The sequence below is a fragment of the Maribacter sp. R77961 genome, from assembly GCF_044594925.1.
Lineage (GTDB): Bacteria > Bacteroidota > Bacteroidia > Flavobacteriales > Flavobacteriaceae > Maribacter.
Genome location: NZ_CP138991.1, coordinates 2832260 through 2849888 on the forward strand (window position 1 = coordinate 2832260; position 17629 = coordinate 2849888).

The window sequence follows — 17629 nt, forward strand, 5'->3', positions numbered from 1 at the left end:
CCTTGTAAACTTAGAAAAATATATAGGCTTCTCACAAATTTTGCAATGTTCCTAATAATCATTCTTTCTTGCCATCAAAGCTTGAGGCTATTATTCTAAAATCCATAGGCCTACTATCCCAAAAGGAATCATCTGCATCTTTTTTGAACCCTTTTTTCAAATCTATCAAAGGCCTTTTTATAATGCTTACATTTTCTGTTTCTATATTATTGGACACTAAACTCTCAAGTTTAAAATACTTATCCAATACTACATCATCTGTGGAATACGCATTACTGATGTTTGACATTTCTAGAAGATTAATAAAATACTTGCCATCAACCTGCTTATAGGATTGCGTAATATGAAGATTTGACTTTATAATATTCTTACTTTTCTTAGACACATACGGTTGGCGCACAATGTAATGTTCATACTTCAGCACCGCATAATTTTCAGTATCGATATAGATAGCGCCATTTGATTTTTCCGGGGCTGGATACCCAAAACCTGTAGAATATGATCCGGGAGAATTGTTAACAAAGCTTATTTTATACACTTTACTGCGTTCGTAATTTACTACACCCTCTATACTAGTGTCATAAGAAGGCGTGCGATAAAGTACATTTGCCTTACTTAGAATAATGTCTCGATTAAATAATACCCATAAGCCACCTATTCCGTTCCATGAAGCCCCTATTCCCTTATATAAATTTTCGTCATACTTACCAGAATTGTTTCTGATATGTTGAATTTCTCCAAAAAAACCATTCTCCGCCTTATTAGACCCATTGATACCATTTTTATTATAGGTCTCGATTAAAGCTTCCTCTCCATGAGCGATGGTATCTCTAGTGCTATAATCTACTACCTTAAAAAGGAAACGTTGGTTGTAAGGGGTTTGCACATAATTGTTTGCTACGTTCTTTCGTGCTCTTTTTATAATTTCTTCGGCAGAAAGCGGTCTGGATTTAGCAGTAACTACCGCTTCGTTTAAAACAATATTATCTGTTGAAACTTTTAGACGAATCGTTTGGTCGTTTTTGAGCTCACGAACCTGAATAGAATCGCTCTCATAACCGATGGCCGAAAAGACCAAGTAGGAACCGCTATTATTTGATCTAGAAATTGAAAAATTTCCAGCGGCATCTGTAACCGTACTCTTGTTCGTATCCGTATAATAGACATCGGTATAGGGAATTTCTGCTGACGTATCAGCATCCGTAATCCTTCCGTTGATTGTATTTGAGGTATTCGCTACCGAAATCAGTTCTCGTTCGGAACCGTATTCGATAAATACCGGAGGTGCCATTTTTTTGATATAATAGATGCCATCAAAAATGGTATTCCAATGAGCGTATAATGGAATATACCCTAGAACCGAGGTGTAAAATTTAGCTTCGCTATCCTCTAAAACAACTAATTTTTCTTTAATATTTTCCTTTTTAAGGGTCTTCTCAAAGCTGTTTTCAGGTGGTGCTAAAATAGGCAGCACATTGTCGTGCATAAAGTTGCGGTAGGTACCTTCGTACGAAGTAAAAGCCAAACTGAATAATTTGTCGCCATATTTTTGCTTTAAGATTTGCCCCATAGGCACTGCTAAGCGCAATTCCTTTATTTGGTCTATTTCTTCCTGTAGGGCTGTATGTTTATGTTCGGTAAGACTATCAATACTTTGGAATACCTTGGTGATGTAATTTTCAGTTGTAGGTGTAAATTCAAAATCGCTCAAACGGTTGGTAAAATGATAGCTGGCACCCCAGCCCATGATTTTTTCCTTGGGATACGTTTCTTTAAGGAAAATCAAATTTTCCGCCATCTGTTTATCCCTAGGATTCTGAACATAAATTTTTTCTTTTTGAAGGTCTTTCAGCATATAATCCATATCCGAGAATACACTTTTAAAGGTTTGTACCAGCATTTTGGTTTCTACATCCTTTTTTGGAATCTTATCCAACTTATTTTGTAAAGATATTATGTTCGAATACAAGGCAGTAGAATCCTTTTTATTACCTACGTAGGATTCTATATCCCTTACAATCAAAGTTTTCTCTACGGTTCTAAAAGTTTCCTCTGAAATAGAAATATTGTTCTTTTGACAAAGTGTTTTCAAATCATCTAGAAAATAAGTTTCAAACAAAGATGATTCTTGAGAATCGAAACCCATTATTTTTAATTTGGGATGCGTCTCCATATACTCTAGAAGTTCTTGAAACACTTTGGTATCTGAGTATAACCAACCAACGCTCTGTTTGAAAATACTCGCATCCTCTTTCTTGTCGGCATACAGTTGATTTGCCTTTAAGTTGTCGTACATCCCACTTTCAAAAACCAACAAGTTGTAACCGCCTTTTTCATGCAGTTCCTTAACCATTTCGAGCTTTTTTTCAAAAACACTACCATCGCCATGGGTTTGTTCGCCTAACAAGACAATTTCGTAATCGCTTAAAAAGGCATCGTCGAAAATAGGTTCTTGGGCAGTTGCTTGATTCGCGAAAAGTAGTGCTAATAATAGGTATTTTAGGTGTATTGTTCTCATGTTTTTTACTTATAAAAATATCCTGAAACCACTACAAAGGAATATTCCCATGCTTTTTCTTCGGCAAATTCACCACTTTATTCTCTAAAAGCGTAAAAGCCTTGATCAATTTTCTTCGCGTGTCCTTAGGGAGTATCACTTCATCTATAAATCCTCTTTCCGCGGCACTGTACGGGTTGGCGAATTTGTCCGCATACTGCTTTTCCTTTTCGGCCAGTTTCGCTTCAGAATCTGCCGCTTTGGCAATCTCTTTCTTGAATATGATTTCACTCGCCCCTTTGGCGCCCATCACAGCGATTTCGGCACCCGGCCAGGCATAGTTCATATCCGCACCAATGTGTTTGGAATTCATGACGTCATAAGCACCACCGTAGGCCTTTCTTGTAATGACCGTGATTTTAGGTACAGTAGCCTCGCTCAATGCGTATAACAACTTTGCACCGTTGGTAATAATCCCGTTCCATTCTTGATCGGTTCCCGGCAAGAAACCGGGGACATCTACCAATACTAATAAAGGAATGTTAAAGCAGTCACAGAAACGGGTAAAACGGGCCGCTTTTTTAGAGGCATCCACATCCAGAACACCCGCCAAACTGTTGGGCTGATTGGCAACTATACCAATACTTCGCCCTCCTATCCGTGAGAAACCAACAACGATATTCTCTGCATAGTCCTTATGTATCTCAAAAAAAGAATCGACATCGATTATTCCTTTGATGACCAAACGCATATCGTAGGGCTGATTCGGGTTTTCCGGCACAATATGCCCCAACTCCTCCCTGATTTCATCTCCAAATACCATAGGAAGTAAAGCAGGCATTTCTTCACAGTTTTGTGGCATGTAGGATAACATGGTCTTAATTTGTGCGATACATTCCATGTCGTTAACTGCCGTCAAATGGGTTACGCCGGACTTGGTCGCGTGGGTGATGGCACCACCCAATTCCTCTGATGTAACTTCTTCGTTGGTTACTGTCTTTACCACATTGGGCCCGGTAACGAACATATAGCTCGAATTTTCGACCATTAAGGTAAAATCTGTCATGGCCGGAGAATAGACCGCTCCACCTGCACAAGGCCCCATAATACCTGATATTTGAGGGATAACACCCGAGGCCATCACATTTTTATGAAAAATATCCGCGTAGCCTCCCAAGGAACGAACGCCTTCCTGTATGCGGGCACCACCACTATCATTTAATCCAATCATGGGCACTCCAATTTTAAGCGCCATATCCATGACCTTACATATTTTCTCTGCATGTGTCTCTGAAAGTGCACCACCAAAAACCGTAAAGTCCTGGGCGAATACGCATACTTGTCTTCCATGTATGGTTCCGTAACCGGTAACCACCCCATCACCGTAAAATTTTTGCTTATCCATTCCAAAATCGGTCGTCCTATGGGTGACCAAAGCACCCATTTCCTCAAACGAGCCATCATCCAGTAAAAAATGGATACGTTCCCGCGCCGTTAGCTTTCCCTTGGCGTGCTGCTTTTCTATGCGTTCTGCTCCGCCACCTAATTCGGCCGCGGCCAACTTTTCCTGAAGGTCCTTTATCTTATCGCTCATACCCGATTTCTATCGATTTAACTTCTGTTCCGTTTCCAATTTAGGGGCGTCCCTTTAGGTATTTTTAACACTGCTTTCTGCTCCAAATATAGTTTTAAACCCACCAAAGCGGCCATCCTCTTTTCGTTATCATATTTTGCGGTCAATGCCTCGGGGCTGTAATGATTCTTTACAAAGTGCGTATCAAAATCCCCCGAAGTAAATGCTTCATGTTTGCAAACAAATTTTCCAAAAGATAGCGTTGTCGCTACTCCTTCTACTCGATAATCATCAATAGCCTGTACCATCAATTGTATGGCTTCCTCCCTAGTTTTTCCGTAGGTAATCAGCTTGGATATCATGGGATCGTAGTACATAGGTACCGTCATCCCTTCTTCAAAACCGTCATCTACACGAATCCCGGCTCCCACTGGGGTTTTGTAGGTGGATAAGGTTCCAATACTCGGCATAAAATTCTCTAATGGGTCTTCTGCGTAAACCCGTACTTCTACTGCATGCCCCTTTATGGACAAATCAGATTGTTCAAAGCCTAATACTTCTCCCCTTGCAATTCTTATTTGCTGCTCCACCAGATCTAGACCTGTGATAAGTTCCGTTACCGGATGTTCTACTTGTAAACGCGTGTTCATTTCCAGAAAATAGAACTTTCTATTTTCATCCAATAAAAACTCTACCGTTCCCGCCCCTACGTAATCACAAGCTTTTGCTACCCGAACTGCAGCTGCTCCCATAGCCTCCCGAATTTCTGGGGTAAGTACACAGGAAGGGGCTTCTTCCACTACTTTTTGGTGCCTACGTTGTACACTACATTCCCGTTCAAAAAGATGTACCACATTCCCGTAGGTATCCGCTAAAACTTGGATTTCTATATGTCGCGGCGAACCAACGTACTTCTCTATAAAAACTGCCCCATCCCCAAAAGCGGATACGGCCTCGCCAATGGCACGGTCCATTTGCTCGGGAAGTTCCTCTATATTATCCACTATTCGCATTCCTTTACCTCCGCCACCGGCAGCAGCTTTAATAAGGATGGGGAAACCTATTTCTTTAGCGACGTCCTTCGCAAGATCTTTATCCGTAATCGCTTTTTCTATGCCGGGCACCATGGGAATGTCATAGGATTTCACGGCCTCCTTAGCAGCCAATTTATTCCCCATCACTTCAATAGCATGAGGTCTAGGACCAATAAATGTGATTCCGTTTTTTTCTACTAGCTTAGCAAAAATCGCATTTTCACTTAAAAATCCATACCCTGGATGTATGCCATCCGCTCCCGTTTGCTTGGCGGCGGCAATGACTTTTTCCATGACCAAATAAGATTCGGAGGAGGGAGCATTTCCTAATAAAACGGCCTCATCCGCAAATTTAACATGGGGTGCGTTACGATCTACCTCCGAATAGACAGCCACGGTTTTTATTCCCATCTTACGAATGGTTTTCATGACTCGTAACGCAATTTCACCACGATTAGCAACTAGTATTTTTTTCATTTCTTTCTTTACTTCATTCCCACGAAGGTGAGAATCTATTACATACTTTCCCTACTATTGAATTGAATTGACTTCTCTAATCCTTCTGAAAGCACACCTAGGATTCCATTTCAATAATCAATTGTCCTTTATCTACCGCATCCCCAACGTTTACTTCTATGGCTTTGATGGTTCCCGCACCCTGAGCCAAAATTTGATTTTCCATTTTCATGGCCGATAATACCAATAAGGGAGTACCCTCTTCTATCTCCTGCCCTACTTCAACCAACACGTTCATTATCAACCCAGGCATTGGAGCTTTTATGTCCTTTGCTTTCTGGAAGGCTCCTGACAATAGTCCCATTTGGTCCACCAACTGGTCATAACTATCCTTTATACGTATCTGATATTTATTTCCATTAATTAAGACGCTTAAGGTTCTATCAGAAAAATTAGCAGCTGTCAACTCCACATGGTAGGCTTTACCATTATCTAAAAGGTGGTATGTGGCATCCGTTAAAGTCTGTATATCCAATGACGACAAATCATCAGCGCTTAGGCTAAACTCGGTATCATCTACCGTAACGAGGTATTTTTCCATTCTGTTTTTTTAAATCGATATATTTTGTCTAAGATAAACCCAACTGCTGTGAAGATTTATACTTCATTAATGCTCTAATTTACGACTAGTAGATCGCAACATCAAACCTTAAATTATGCATTATTTAAATGATTGAGACGTTATTGGCTCTGCTTTGTAAATAGCTTGTAGTGTAACTATGAAAGTGAATAGGCAAGCAATTTGCGTAAACTCCCTGAAAACAGGGTGCTTTAGTGCCTTATAATATCTTAATTTTGATTTTAAGGTGGATAGAGCTTATTTTCATCTATCTACTTACGTACATAAATTATATTTTATCTTGGGTATACCTCAGCGAACAAGTCATCTTAAAACAGAAGCAGACATAAAAACTGCATCCCCTTGGATACTTAGTTTTCGTTTCTCAGCATTATTATTCAACCTCATTTTTCTTTGCTTTTTATGGAATATTAAAGCTCAGGAGAAAATTAATTTTAAAGCTTTTGGCTACACTCCAAATCTTGTTCAAGATTCTTTATACGCGCGTTTAGACAATGCAAATTCCCCAGAAGAACAGCTGCCTGTTTTATATGCCATTGGACAGAAGCATCAGTTGTATGGCAATCCGGATTCTGTAGTGCACTATGCAAATCGCATACTAACAATTCCCAAAAACTATGATGAGTTTGTTATGCCATCGCTTTACATAGCCAAAGCAAATGAACTATTAGGAGTGGGCAAATACCTGAACGGGCTTTACGATGAGTCTCTCGAAGCATGTATAACAGGATTATCCGCACGAGCGCAAACTGAAAATGATAGAACAACCAAAAAGTTACAGCTAGGTCTTGGTAAGGTGTATCTTCAAAAACAGCTATTTGATAAAGCAGAGGCCATATTTCTAGAAGTCGCTTCTAATAAAGAGGATTCAGTTCTTGCTGCAGAAGCCTATCTTTATTTAGGTCGTAATTATTTTCATCAGGATAAATTCTTAGATGCGCAACAGGCATATAATAATGCTGAGGAACGCCTAGGCGGTATAAAGACTTCAAAATTAGGTATGGAGATTCGTTTGGCACATGCAGCATTGGCCGTTAAAAAAAAGAACTATAACAAAGCCCTTCCCCTGTATGAAGCTATCGTAAACAGCGGATTACAACAGAACTATTTTGACGTATATACCGAAGCTGTTTTAGGATATGGAAGCGCATCCCGAGCGTTAGGCAATTATCAAGTTGCGGAAATGACCCTGTCCATGGCTTATGCCAACGCCATGCAATGGAACAGGTTAGATCTGCAAAAAAAAATAGTGAACAGTCTACGACTTACCTACGCCGCAAAAGGTGATTTTGAGAATGCCTATAATTTAATGACCCAATATACCTCGCTTTCCAATCAGATTATTGCACAACAAAACGGAAGGGCCATTCAGGAGCTGGAGTTTAAATATCAAACACTTCAGAAAGAAAACCAGATTTACGAACTAAAAGAGGAACAGCAAGCCAAACAATCGGAGATTGAACGACAAAAGACTATTAAAAAAGCAGTGCTCTACGGTTTTTTAGCCCTCTTAATACCGATAATTGCACTTCTTTACGTCTATTATCAAAAGCTACAGACACAGAGCAAACTAAACCAACAACAAGAAGAAATTAATGCGCAACGAATTACTGGATTGCTTAACGAGCAGGAATTAAAACTTGCAAGAACTTCACTACATGCGCAACAAGAAGAAAGGGCACGCATTGCCCAACAATTGCACGATAGTATAGGGGGGAATTTAGCCGGTATTAAGTTACAAATGGCCAATATTGAAACTAAGAACGAACTGCAAAAAGGCATCATGAACCAAATTAATGAAACCTATGAACTGGTTCGTGAAATCTCGCACGACCTTACCCCTAAAAAATTTAATGAAAGTGCTTTTACACTACTTATTGATGAGTATGTCCATAAAATTAGGAACAGTACCAAAATGGAGATTACCTTTCAGGCACATCCGAAAAAACGCATCAACAATTTAGGAGAACCGCTGAAGGTTGCCCTATATCAAATTATACAAGAGCTTTTTACCAATACTATTAAACACGCCAAGGCCAAACAAGTGGAATTACATTTGACCTTACATAAAAATACTTTTCAATTATTATTCGAGGATGACGGTGCCGGTTTTAATGTGAATGATCCAAAAAAAGGTATCGGACTCTATAATATTGAAAATAAAATACAGCAATGGAACGGCACCTTACACTTAGATAGTGCCATAGGTCGCGGAACGGTGGCAACCATTGAAATTCCCATAAACGTATAACAAATGAAAATCTATAAATTAATAATTGCGGACGACCATAAAATGTTCTTAGACGGCGTCATGAGTATTTTAGCACATAAAGAAAATTACGAGGTAATCCTTACTGCCAATAACGGAAAAAATGTAGCTAAATACATAGATATCAATGCTAAGGACGGAATAGACCTAGTGATTACGGATGTGAACATGCCAGAATACAACGGTATTGAGCTCAATAAACACATCAAAGAAAACCATCCAAAAGTTAAAACGCTAGTGGTAAGCATGCTCCACGATGCAACCACGGTACAGACCCTTACAAAGGATAATGTAGACGGTTATATTCCTAAAAATGCGGAAAAAGACGAACTGCTTACCGCAATAGAGACCATCCTAAACGGGGATAAATACTTTGCACAATCTATTAAGGACGTGTATTTAAAAGGTATGTTCTCCAATGAGCAAAGCTTGGAAGATTCCTTATCCAAAAGAGAAAAGGAGGTACTTACGCTAATTGCCAAAGAATATACTACCCAAGAAATAGCGGACGAACTATTTTTAAGCAAACATACCATAGAAAGTTACCGAAAGAACCTTATCTCCAAACTAGGGGTACGCAATTTGGCCGGACTCACAAAACATGCAATTAAATTTGGGCTTTTGGATGGGTGATCATCAATAGCATCCCAGACACTATTTGCACCGGTTTATCCCAATAATATTCCGTTTAAATCTATTTGTTTACTGCTTTAAACGGTTTTTACTTTTCTTAATTACACTTGCACCCCTGTTTTCAGGGAGGACATTTCTACGGAAAACAGGGCTAGAATAAAGAGTTATACGGCGCATCTTTGCCTTATAAACTTATAAAAATCTTTATTATGATCAACGGAATTATGTTAGTACTATTAAGCATTATCGCAGTACCCTCTTTGGTACTGTCTAAAAAACCAAATGCTAAAGAATTGTTAGAAAAAATAGAACCCTATCAAGGTTGGATAGGTCTTATCTTTTGCATTTTGGGTGTATGGGGTATTATTACCAGTATCCTTAACCTAGGATGGTTGACAACAGCTCCCATATGGTGGATTACTTTAGCAGCAGGTAGTTTGGTACAGGCCACACTTGGTTTTATGTTAGGCTCTGGTCTAATGAACAAACTTTTTATGGGTAAAAACCCAGAAGCGCAGAAAAAAGCCGCCGAACTAAGGAGTAAAATTGCCCCAAAGCAAGGAAAACTAGGCATCCTTGGTATTGCCGTAGGCGCTTGGATGATTATTGCGTCTTTTCTATTCACTATCTCTTAAACATAGCAACAATGAAAAAAGTAATCTCCATTCTACTATTATGTATTGGTATAATGACTAATGCTCAGGAAAAAAGAACGGTTACCGCCTCAGGTAGCGCGCTCATCAAAAGGGAAACTACGGATTACCGCATAAAAGCGACCCTTAATATGGATCAGGTATACTATTCCGACCCACAATGTAAAAGCCTCGAAGAATTCAAAGAAAAGTACTTTACCACCTTAAAGGAAAATGGATTTGACCCTAAAGCTTTTCAGGAGTCTAAGATGGAATTCTTAACGTTAGGTTATCAAAAAGAAGGTACTATCCTAAAATTTGAAACCACCTCTAAAGAAATGGCGGAGACCTTAATGGGTGTTAGGATGAACGGCATTACGCTTCAGTATCAATTCAAGTCTGTTTTAACGCCTGACAAACGTAACGAACTACGCAAAAAAGCTTTGGAAGATGCTAAAGCAAATGCGGAGCAATTATGTAAAATTTCAGGAGGCACCTTGGGAGCTATCACAAGTATAAGCGAGAGTGCGCCTAGACCAGAATTATGGAATTCCTATTATGATTCCTATGAAGAATTACTAACATTAAACGTTAGCTTTCAATTGAAATAAAAGCAGTTGGTTGGTTATGAACCCAGTGGTCATCATTATTTATTGATCGCTGGGTTTTGTCTTTTATTTATTCAACTTCAGGTCATTCAGAACCTTATGGTTGTCTTTAAGAAAATCCCACTCTGAACCAAATTTATCGTCTTCTACGTTAAAATACCATACCTCGTTCCATTTCAAAAATTGGTTTTTGGCTTTGGTTCCTTTTAAAATATTATCACGAAAGTCATTATCAGCCAAATAGGTTTCGACATAGTTAGCTGTTTCCTCTAACCATAGAATACACTTATTACCATTAACCATAATATGCTTAATTGTTATTTGGGCATTTGGAAAGGATTTTCTAAAAACGGTATATTCTTCTTCTAAGAATTTGTCCGATTCAGGACCTCCTTTGAGATAGCTACGCATCTCAGTTTTCCAATTGGGCGAATTTGTTGCCTTGATGTAGCCTTCAGCAAAGTCACGTGTTTTTTTCTCAATTAACCTTTGCGCTTCAAATTGTTCTAAATTGGCTTTTAAAGTCTTTACTTCTGCTCTGTTTTGGCTTTTGGAACAAGCATTAAAGACCATGAGAGTCAGCAAACAGCAAACATATTTTTTCAACATAATAATTGTTTTTAAGGTATTATTTCTTCTTTTGGTAGTACCCCCAATTGCTCCATGAGTAACATTTGATCGGCGATGAGCCAATGATCTACTATTTTATCGTTTTCTATGGTGTAGCGAATTACAAAAGGTAAATCCATTTTTCTTCCGGTCGCAGGAATTCCACTAAACTCACTTTTATGAATACCAGTAGCTCTCCCTTGTATAATTACTTTTTTCCCTTCCGTTACCATTTCCTCGATAAACAGTTCGTATTGAGGAAAAGCCCCTTCAAAAAAACCAATGTGTTCTATTAGTTTTTCATCACTGGTGTACTCCTCTAATAGTTCACGGTTCTTTTCAACACCTGATATCGCATTGAAATACTTGATAATAAACTCCCTGTTCTTCTTTAGACTATCCATAGATTCGTTTTTAAGGTTGAAAGTATTTTAGATACTTCAAATTTAAGGGTGCTTTCAAGGTCTAAATTGACCAGAGGTTGCGAAAAATTGTATCTAGGTTACATTTTCCCCTTTATAAATTCGGAAGGATTAAAACCGAACTCCTTTTGAAAAGATCGGGTAAAATGGCTCTTGCTCGCAAAACCTACCTCATAGCATACCTCACTTACGTTCAAATCTTTATCCGTTGATTGCAACAGTTTTTTTGCCTTTTCCAATCGCACAAACCTTAGATATTGCTGTGGCGACATTTGGGTAAGTGCCTTGATTTTTCGAAATAATTGGGTACGGCTCAGCGCCATGGCATCTGCCAAGGTATCTACCTTAAAATCAGGGTCCGAAAGATGCGACTGTAGCACCACGTTCACCTTTTTAAGAAATACGCCCTCCTTAAAACTCTTTAGGGCAGCAGCCTTTTCCATATTCTCTGTGTTCGAAAAATATGTTGTAAGCCTTTTGGCAATGGCTGCATAGTAATTCGGATATTGTTTTGGCAACAAGTTTTGCATATTATTTTGGTCAGCTGAAATAGTAGTAATCGGTTCTTTTGGTATGGAAACTTTAAAGCGAGTTCCTCGATTTAGTCGCTCTACCAAGAGTCCATTTTTAACAGAAGATAGAATCTCCCCAAGTTTTGAAAGGTCTACGCCCGAATTTTCAATAGAAACGACGTAATGGCCCTTTTTTAGATTACACGCGCTCAAGGAAACTTTTACGGTATTGGATTGGGGAGTAAATGTTATGATACGACTTAATAGTACCGTGAATTCAGAAAGCAATTTTTCTGGATAGTAAAATGTCTGTACTGTGGAAATAAAAGGTACAAAAATTAGTACGATTTCTTGTGCTTTAGCATAGGCTTGTAAACCATTTACCAAGTCGCTTAATAGGGGAACTAAGTCTGTATGAATACGTGTAGACATAGTTAATTATATGAACTTAAGATAATTGAAACTTGGCTTTTTTGCAAATACGGGCTTTATATCTCTTTATTATACCTGCTTAAAACAAAAAATCCTTATCATCTCTGATAAGGATTTTAATTTTACTCCCCTCATTTCGGCAAGCTCCATGCAACGCTTGGGCTCCCTTCGACTCGTACCTCGCTCAGGACAGGCTTCTCGCCCAAGAACTCTTGCACACAAAAAAACCCTATCGTTTCCGACAAGGTTTTCTTTTTGTTTTGCTCCCCCTCTTGGGCTCGAACCAAGGACCCTCTGATTAACAGTCAGATGCTCTAACCAACTGAGCTAAGGAGGAAAATAATCCGCTTTAATCACTCAAAGCGGCTGCAAATATAGTTGTTTTTTAAAACTCGCCAAACAAAAAAAAGTGCTTTTTCTATTTAAAAAGCCATTTATAGACATCATTACCGTTTGCGAACAATAACAAGGCTATTAAAAGGAAGAATCCTGTCATCTGTGCATACTCCAAAAACTTATCGCTAGGCTTTCTCCCCGTTATCATTTCATAGAGCAAAAACATTACATGACCTCCATCTAGTGCAGGTATGGGAAGTATGTTCATAAACGCCAATATAATGGATATAAAAGCTGTTGCGCTCCAGAATGCAGGCCAATTCCAAGAATCTGGAAAAAGACCCCCAATTGCTGCAAAGCCCCCAACTCCCTTATATGCTCCGGTAGAGGGGTTGAAAATCTTCTTCATTTGTTTTACGTAACCGGTCAGCGTGTTTACGCCTTTATCAATTCCCGCAGGAATGGATTCTAAGAAGGAATATTTAACCGTCTCCATCTTAAAATAACCTTTTTCCTCATATTCCTCCATTGAAGAAAGCCCTACAACCACTCCTAATTTTCCCTCGTCGGAAACTCCTGCCTCCATAGGAATAGTGGACCCATTTCGTAAAATAGATAGCTGCACCTTCTTTCCTTTATTTTCTGTTAGAAAGGGTACTATTTCATCTTGGTAGTGTACCGCAGCACCGTTTATACCAACAACAGCATCCTTTTCCTGAAGCCCGATATCCGCATTATGAGAATCCTCTGGCACCTGTCTAATGATGAACGGCGTACGCATACTAAGGAAACGTATTTTATCTTCATCCTCTAATAAAGTAGCGATGAAATCTACAGGAATCTCTTGTTCAAAATTACGACCATCTCTTTGAATGGTCATTGTATTGCCATTAATAATCTCTATGGGAAGCGCTCCAAATTTCTCGATTTTTTCTCCGTCAATGGCAAGTATCAAGTCGCCGGTCTGGACACCCAATTTATCTCCAATGTTTTTTTCCGTAACTAAAAAACCATCCTTTAGACTGTCTGCCGGAATATATTCTTCACCGTAAGACCAAGCCATTCCTATATAAATAATAACGGCCAAAATAAAGTTTACCGTTACTCCTCCCAACATAATAATTAAACGTTGCCAGGCTGGTTTGCTTCTAAACTCCCATTCTTTAGGCTCTTCTTTCATAACTTCGGTATCCATACTTTCATCTATCATCCCGGAAATTTTCACATAACCGCCTAAGGGCAGCCAACCGATACCGTAAACGGTTTCCCCTATCTTCTTTTTAAACAGCGAAAATTTTACATCAAAAAACAAGTAGAATTTCTCAACACGGGTCTTAAATAGTTTTGCTGGAATAAAGTGTCCAAGTTCATGCAATACGATAAGCAAGGACAGGCTTAAGAAAAATTGTATTGTCTTTATTATAATGGGGCTCATTAGTATCTTCTAAAATTTAAATCGGACAAAAGTACATTTTTACAGGGTCTTAAAAAAAGAAACTCGCCACCCTTGGTCTATTTTAAGAATATTTTGGCAGCTATTGCTGGCCCACAGCTTGAAACCTTCGCTGAGCTAACTTACCTTTGTAAAAAAAACGATGCGCTCTTTTTTTAGCCAATTTAAATTTTTGGGGATTGTTCTTTTACTACTATCAGCTGTAATCATCTACCTATTTTATAATGCGCTGAAACCCACAAGACTCTTGCCCGTATATTCTCCGGCCATGGTTAATTCGGAATTGGTTCCTGAAGAAATTCAACATATAAGGAAATACCACACCATTGCCGACTTTTCATTGACCAATCAAAATGGCAAGATCATAACAGAGGACGATTACGAAAACAAAATCTACATTGCCGATTTCTTTTTTACCACCTGTCCTACAATTTGTCCCGTCATGACAAAAAATATGGGCGATATACAAGACCGGATTATTGATGACCCTAGTGTATTATTACTATCCCATACGGTTACTCCACAGATAGATTCTGTTCCGCAGTTAAAGAAATACGCTATGGAAAAAGGCGTGAACGATGCAAAATGGAATTTGGTCACTGGGGATAAAAAGGTCATCTATGAACTCGCCAGAAAATCTTACTTAGCAGTAAAGACAGATGGTGATGGAGGGCCTTTTGATATGATACATACAGAAAATTTTATTTTAGTGGATAAAGAAAAGCGTATTCGAGGTTTTTATGATGGCACTAAAAAAGAAGCCATTAAAGAACTCTTGGAAGATTTAGAAGTACTCAAGGCTTCTTACGCAGAGTAATTAGATAATACCTTTTCTTTTTTCGATTTTAACAGATTTCCTTTCAATTTTTCCCTTATTTTTGTCCTTACTTAAAATGAATCTAAATAAAAATTGGAGACAACTGTTGGGCATTTAAAGCGAGGTGAAAGAGGAATTATAAAGGAATTCGCAGAAGATTTATTGCCCATAAAACTTCTAGAACTAGGCTGCCTACCCGGTAACGAGGTAGAATTAATACAAGTGGCACCACTCCAAGACCCAATATACATTAATGTTAATGGTTCTCATATAGCCATAAGGCGATCAATGGCATTTCAAATTGCCATAGAAATCATTAAAGAATAATATTCCTATGAGCAAACAAATTAACGTAGCGCTTATAGGAAATCCTAATACAGGTAAAACTTCGGTTTTCAATCAACTTACCGGGCTTAACCAAAAAGTGGGTAACTATCCTGGAATTACAGTAGAAAAGAAAGAGGGTGTTTGTAAACTTCCTAGAGGCGTTAAAGCCCATATCTTGGATTTACCAGGAACCTATAGCCTTAACACCACTTCTTTAGATGAAAGTGTGGCCGTAGAATTATTGCTAAATAAAAATGATAAAAATCATCCAGATGTTGCCTTGGTAGTGTCGGATGTTGAAAATTTAAAACGAAACCTTCTTCTATTCACCCAGATAAAAGACCTTAAAATTCCTACCATATTAGTCATAAATATGGCCGATAGAATGTCTCGTAAAGGCATTAGTATAGACATTTCTTTACTAGAGGAGCACCTAGATGCCAAAATTGCTTTGGTCAGTACCAGAAAAGGAACAGGCATAGAAGAACTTAAGGAATTGATTGCAGGTTTTAAAAATCTTTCCAAAAAACCAATTGTAGACACCACTGTCATTGCCCCAGATTACTTTGACGGACTAAAAAGCACTTTTCCAAACGAAGATTTATATAAACTATGGTTGGTCATCACCCAAGATGTTAACTTCATGCCTATCGAGAAGAATCTAATAAAAGACGCATCTTCTTTTGACACTAAATCAAAATCTGAACTCAAAAGATTACAACAAAAAGAAACAATTTTAAGGTATCAGTTTATTAACGGTATTCTAAAGGAAACATATAAAGTCGATATCAACGCGGCAAAAGGATTTAGGGCCGGGTTAGACAAAGTACTAACCCATAAGGTATTTGGATATCTAATTTTCTTCCTGATTCTATTGCTCATTTTTCAAACTATTTATGGTTGGAGCGAATATCCCATGGATATGATAGATTCCTTTTTTGCTTCCGCTACAGAATGGGTTAAAAATACGCTTCCGGCCGGTGTATTCACTGATCTTATTGCAGAAGGAATCCTAGCCGGTATTGGTGGTATCGTCATCTTTATTCCTCAAATTGCATTTCTATTCTTTTTCATAGCGCTCTTGGAAGAAACCGGTTATATGAGTAGGGTGGTTTTTTTAATGGACCGTGTAATGCGTCCTTTTGGCCTAAGTGGTAAAAGCGTAGTACCTTTAATATCTGGGACAGCTTGTGCTATTCCCGCGGTTATGGCTACAAGAACCATCGAAAATTGGAAAGAACGTCTTATTACGATTTTAGTTACGCCCTTTACCACCTGTTCCGCCAGATTACCTGTTTACTTAATTATAATTGCCCTAGTTATCCCTGAAGGTAGTTTTTTGGGGCTTAGCTACAAGGCTTTGATTTTAATGTTGCTATACCTGCTCGGCTTTGGGGCGGCCATCCTCTCTGCCGTGGTATTGAACAAAATCTTAAAAATAAAGAGCAGGTCCTTTTTTGTTGTAGAAATGCCAAATTACAAACTCCCTTTACCTAAAAATGTAGCTTATACCGTATTGGAAAAAACAAAGAGTTTTGTGTTAGGCGCAGGTAAAATTATTTTAGCTATTTCCATTATACTTTGGTTTTTAGGTTCTTTTGGAATTTCGAATAATTTCAAAAATGCGGAACAAATAGTACAACAACGTATTGATACTGACGGATACTCCGCCTTTAATCAATTAGATATAGCAACAAAATTAGGGCAATATCAACAAGAGCTGAATGACAGTATTTCCAAAAATGCTTATACAATAGATAAAGTTGCCTTTACAAATGCTATGGCGCATAAAAAAACAGAACTTCTTAATCTTGCCAAAAGTCAGGAAATTGCAAGTTTTAAGCTAGAAAATTCTTTTATGGGATATGCAGGAAAAGTTATTGAGCCCATAGTAAAGCCCTTAGGTTATGATTGGAAGATAGGTATTGCCGTTTTAACCTCATTTGCTGCTAGAGAGGTCTTTGTAGGCACCTTGGCCACCATTTATAGCGTTGGTAGCGGTGAAGAAAATACGGATACTATTACTCAAAGAATGGCAGCGGAGGTAAATCCAAAGACCCAAAAACCTGTTTTTAATCTCGCCACCGGAATTTCGATATTATTATTTTATGCTTTTGCCATGCAATGCATGAGCACTTTAGCTGTTGTGAAACGTGAAACCAATTCTTGGAAATGGCCTACAGGGCAACTCGTTTTCATGAGTCTTTTTGCCTATATTGTCGCATTAATAGCTTATCAACTTTTAAAATAAAATGGATATCGTACAACAAATACTAGTCTACATTACTTTAGCTATTGCTATTGGATATATCCTTAAAAAATTCTTCCTTCCTAAATCATTGTTCAGCACAAAAAAACAAAAGTCCAAAGCCTGTGGAC

At 38.4% G+C, this 17629-nt stretch carries 15 protein-coding genes and 1 tRNA gene; 7 read left to right on the forward strand and 9 right to left on the reverse strand.

The window, feature by feature from the left end; genetic code table 11:
* Positions 1 to 58: 58 nt before the first annotated feature.
* The 4 genes from SJY09_RS12155 to SJY09_RS12170 all read right to left on the reverse strand — a co-directional run bounded on the left by SJY09_RS12155 (position 59) and on the right by SJY09_RS12170 (position 6161).
* On the reverse strand, positions 59 to 2518 hold the full coding sequence (locus SJY09_RS12155; RefSeq protein ID WP_396635984.1) for an erythromycin esterase family protein: 2460 nt from the start codon (positions 2516 to 2518) through the stop codon (positions 59 to 61).
* A 31-nt stretch (positions 2519 to 2549) separates the two neighbouring features.
* Positions 2550 to 4091 (reverse strand): acyl-CoA carboxylase subunit beta, encoded by a 1542-nt coding sequence (locus tag SJY09_RS12160; protein WP_396635985.1) that lies wholly within the window; start codon positions 4089 to 4091, stop codon positions 2550 to 2552.
* 17 nt (positions 4092 to 4108) lie between these two features.
* Entirely contained in the window at positions 4109 to 5581 is a 1473-nt protein-coding gene (gene accC / locus SJY09_RS12165; RefSeq protein ID WP_396635986.1) for an acetyl-CoA carboxylase biotin carboxylase subunit, read from the reverse strand.
* A 97-nt stretch (positions 5582 to 5678) separates the two neighbouring features.
* Positions 5679 to 6161, reverse strand: coding sequence for a biotin/lipoyl-containing protein (locus tag SJY09_RS12170; protein WP_396635987.1), 483 nt, complete (start codon positions 6159 to 6161; stop codon positions 5679 to 5681).
* 319 nt (positions 6162 to 6480) lie between these two features.
* On the opposite strand from SJY09_RS12170, the gene SJY09_RS12175 reads away from it, so the two are divergent.
* From SJY09_RS12175 to SJY09_RS12190, 4 genes are all read left to right on the forward strand, one after another.
* Positions 6481 to 8451, forward strand: a complete 1971-nt coding sequence (locus SJY09_RS12175; RefSeq protein ID WP_396635988.1) for an ATP-binding protein — start codon at positions 6481 to 6483, stop codon at positions 8449 to 8451.
* 3 nt (positions 8452 to 8454) lie between these two features.
* Positions 8455 to 9102, forward strand: a complete 648-nt coding sequence (locus SJY09_RS12180) for a response regulator (RefSeq protein WP_396635989.1) — start codon at positions 8455 to 8457, stop codon at positions 9100 to 9102.
* A 209-nt stretch (positions 9103 to 9311) separates the two neighbouring features.
* A complete protein-coding gene (locus SJY09_RS12185; protein WP_396635990.1) occupies positions 9312 to 9737 on the forward strand; it encodes a hypothetical protein in 426 nt (141 codons plus the stop codon).
* 11 nt (positions 9738 to 9748) lie between these two features.
* Positions 9749 to 10345 (forward strand): SIMPL domain-containing protein, encoded by a 597-nt coding sequence (locus tag SJY09_RS12190; RefSeq protein WP_396635991.1) that lies wholly within the window; start codon positions 9749 to 9751, stop codon positions 10343 to 10345.
* Between the two features lie 63 nt (positions 10346 to 10408).
* On the opposite strand, the gene SJY09_RS12195 is transcribed toward SJY09_RS12190, so the two are convergent.
* The 5 genes from SJY09_RS12195 to rseP form a co-directional block, all read right to left on the reverse strand.
* Positions 10409 to 10951 carry a hypothetical protein gene (locus tag SJY09_RS12195; protein ID WP_396635992.1) on the reverse strand — a complete coding sequence of 181 codons (543 nt, stop codon included), beginning with the start codon at positions 10949 to 10951 and terminating at the stop codon, positions 10409 to 10411.
* A gap of 11 nt (positions 10952 to 10962) precedes the next feature.
* On the reverse strand, positions 10963 to 11355 hold the full coding sequence (locus SJY09_RS12200) for an ester cyclase (RefSeq protein WP_396635993.1): 393 nt from the start codon (positions 11353 to 11355) through the stop codon (positions 10963 to 10965).
* Positions 11356 to 11453: 98 nt separating this feature from the next.
* Positions 11454 to 12317, reverse strand: coding sequence for a helix-turn-helix domain-containing protein (locus tag SJY09_RS12205; RefSeq protein WP_396635994.1), 864 nt, complete (start codon positions 12315 to 12317; stop codon positions 11454 to 11456).
* A 263-nt stretch (positions 12318 to 12580) separates the two neighbouring features.
* Positions 12581 to 12654, reverse strand: a tRNA-Asn gene (locus tag SJY09_RS12210).
* A gap of 81 nt (positions 12655 to 12735) precedes the next feature.
* Positions 12736 to 14088 (reverse strand): RIP metalloprotease RseP, encoded by a 1353-nt coding sequence (rseP, locus tag SJY09_RS12215; RefSeq protein WP_396635995.1) that lies wholly within the window; start codon positions 14086 to 14088, stop codon positions 12736 to 12738.
* Positions 14089 to 14248: 160 nt separating this feature from the next.
* On the opposite strand from rseP, the gene SJY09_RS12220 reads away from it, so the two are divergent.
* The 3 genes from SJY09_RS12220 to feoB all read left to right on the forward strand — a co-directional run bounded on the left by SJY09_RS12220 (position 14249) and on the right by feoB (position 17501).
* Positions 14249 to 14923: an SCO family protein gene (locus tag SJY09_RS12220; RefSeq protein WP_396635996.1), complete on the forward strand. Its 675-nt coding sequence runs from the start codon at positions 14249 to 14251 to the stop codon at positions 14921 to 14923.
* Positions 14924 to 15016: 93 nt separating this feature from the next.
* On the forward strand, positions 15017 to 15250 hold the full coding sequence (locus SJY09_RS12225) for a ferrous iron transport protein A (protein ID WP_396635997.1): 234 nt from the start codon (positions 15017 to 15019) through the stop codon (positions 15248 to 15250).
* A 7-nt stretch (positions 15251 to 15257) separates the two neighbouring features.
* On the forward strand, positions 15258 to 17501 hold the full coding sequence (gene feoB / locus SJY09_RS12230; protein ID WP_396635998.1) for a ferrous iron transport protein B: 2244 nt from the start codon (positions 15258 to 15260) through the stop codon (positions 17499 to 17501).
* Positions 17502 to 17629: the final 128 nt, after the last annotated feature.